At 71.4% G+C, this 2,034-nt stretch carries 3 protein-coding genes; 1 reads left to right on the top strand and 2 read right to left on the bottom strand.

The genetic code is table 11. The features are described from left to right. Positions 1-186: hypothetical protein (locus H0488_RS23045; protein WP_183101508.1), on the top strand; the 186-nt coding region annotated here is incomplete at its 5' end. Between the two features lie 3 nt (positions 187-189). Here the strand turns inward: H0488_RS23045 and H0488_RS23040 are convergent. Both H0488_RS23040 and H0488_RS25395 read right to left on the bottom strand, forming a co-directional pair. Continuing rightward, on the bottom strand, positions 190-921 hold the full coding sequence (locus H0488_RS23040; protein WP_183101507.1) for an AIM24 family protein: 732 nt from the start codon (positions 919-921) through the stop codon (positions 190-192). Positions 922-1,041: 120 nt separating this feature from the next. Continuing rightward, positions 1,042-1,530, bottom strand: a complete 489-nt coding sequence (locus H0488_RS25395) for a glycosyltransferase (RefSeq protein ID WP_446685644.1) — start codon at positions 1,528-1,530, stop codon at positions 1,042-1,044. Positions 1,531-2,034 lie beyond the last annotated feature (504 nt).

The following is a 2,034-nucleotide window of genomic DNA, read 5'->3' as shown; positions in this document are numbered from 1 at the left end:
GTGGTCGCGACCCTCGCCGAGCGGCACGCCGACGCGGTGACCGCTCTGGAGCGGGTCACCGCGCCGGTGTTCGCGGTCGTCGGCACCGAACCGACGCCGCCGAGGTCGCGCGCGGCCAGGAAGGCGACGTCAGCGAAGCCCCCCACCACCAGGTCGAAGCCGAAGCCGACTGCCCCGAAGGACTGAGGCTCAGCGCAGGAGGTTGCCGAGCCCGCCGAGCGGGCTCTGCTGCTGGACCTGCTGACCGGCGTCCTGGGCGCCGCCGAAGCGCATGTTCTCGCTGGGCTGGACGATCACGAAGCCCTGGCCGTTGAAGCCGAGCTGGAACTCCTCCCCCGACGTGCGCCCGATCAGCGCCTTCATGCCGATGTCGGTCTTGAGCTGGATCTGGAGCCCGGCCGACCAGCACACCGCGGCGTCCGGGTCGACGTACGTCGCCGCCTGCCCGGTCTGCAGCAGCAGCGGCGGGCCGTCGGTCACGATCGCGACCTGGCCGGTGCCCGTCAGGGTGGTGTTGAAGAGGCCGCCGGACAGCATCCCGGCGCCACGGACCAGCTGGATGTCGTCCTGCAGCGACTCGGAGTAGGCCAGGATGTTGGCGCCGTTGACCGAGATCGAGTCGTTCTCGAGCTCGATGACGTGGACGTCCATCCCGAGCTTGGCGAGGAAGATCTCGCCGGTCCCCTGCATCTTCATGATCGGCAGGCCCTCGCCGGTCACCTTCTGCTTGATCCACTTGCCGACGCCACCGGCCCCTTGGGCATCGAACCGGACGTCCCCCTGGTAGGCCACCATCGAGCCCTGGAGGGCTTTGACGCTGCCCTGGGAGAGCTCGACCTTCATCATCTTCGAGTTCTGCTTGACGAAGTTGCCCGGGCCCTCGACCTCGTGGTTCTCCTGGGCGAACAGATCACTGCGCATGGGGGGTTTCTCGCTTCTGGGGGGGGTTGATGGTGGTCCGACCCGAGAAGTCCCGGCCCTCGCGGGGCCTGGACGGATCATGTCTACCCCGAGGCTTCCACCCTCACACCCGGAACGACATCATCCCTCCGGACGATCCACAGCCCCTTCGGACACCAGCGCCGCGATCCGCGCGGCGGCCGTCTCGGCACCTGACGCGTCCCGGATCTCCGCCCCGAGCCCGGCAGCGGCGTCGCGGTGGGCGCCCGCTCCCAGCAGCTCCTCGACCACCGGACGGATGGCCCGGGCCGGCGCCCGCTTCGGCAAGCGTCTGCCGGCACCCGCGGACTCGAGCGCCTTGCCGACCATCGGCTGGTCGACGAGCAGGAACATCGGGATCACCAGCACCGGCAGGTCGTGCGCCAGCGCGAGCATCGTCGTCGAGTGTCCGCCGTGCCCGACCACCATCGACACCCGCGGCATCACCTCGGCGTGGGGAAGCCACCGGTGCGCCTCGGCGTTGGTCGGCAGCCGCAGGCCGTCCGGGTCCACGACCGGGCCGGTCGTCACGATGACCCGGGCGGGCAGGTCCGCGCACGCGTCGACGATCCGCTGGACCACGGCCGGCATGCCCGCATAGGCGTACGTNGGCATGCCCGCATAGGCGTACGTCGAGAGGCTCACCAGAACCGCCGGCTCCCCGGGTGCGGCGGGGACCCCGGCGACGATCGGGCCGACGTACTCGAGGTTGGAGGGCAGGGTCCGCCTCGCCGCTGGGTCGACGGACGGCAGCGAGGCGACGAGCCGAGTCGCGGCTCCGTCGAGCGCGTCGCCCCAGCGCACGCCGTTGAGCCGGACCAGACCGCCGGCGGGTCCGCGACGCAACACCTGCAGGAACCCGTCGAACATGTGCTCGAGCACGACGTACCGGATCCCCGCCCGCGCGAGGGCCGCCATGGCGCCGGGGAGCAGGCAGTCGACGACCACCACGTCGGCGCCGAGCGCCCGGGCCTCGGCCACGACGTCGTCGCCGAGGGCGGCATCGGCCCAGGTGGCGGCCAACGTCCACGGCGGGTTGTTGCGCTGCGAGGTGAACGGCTTGGCCGTGCGGTAGGGCGTGAAGTCCAAGCCGGC

The organism is Nocardioides pelophilus (assembly GCF_014180685.1).
GTDB lineage: Bacteria > Actinomycetota > Actinomycetes > Propionibacteriales > Nocardioidaceae > Nocardioides > Nocardioides pelophilus.
Note: the sequence above shows the minus strand (reverse complement) of the source record. Positions and strands in the feature narration are given on the sequence as shown.

Bases quoted from the DNA above. Each gene is read 5' to 3' on its own strand.
- H0488_RS23040 (WP_183101507.1), bottom strand. From the start codon at position 921: ATGCGCAGTGATCTGTTCGCCCAGGAGAACCACGAGGTCGAGGGCCCG.
- H0488_RS25395 (WP_446685644.1), bottom strand. From the start codon at position 1,530: ATGCCGGCCGTGGTCCAGCGGATCGTCGACGCGTGCGCGGACCTGCCC.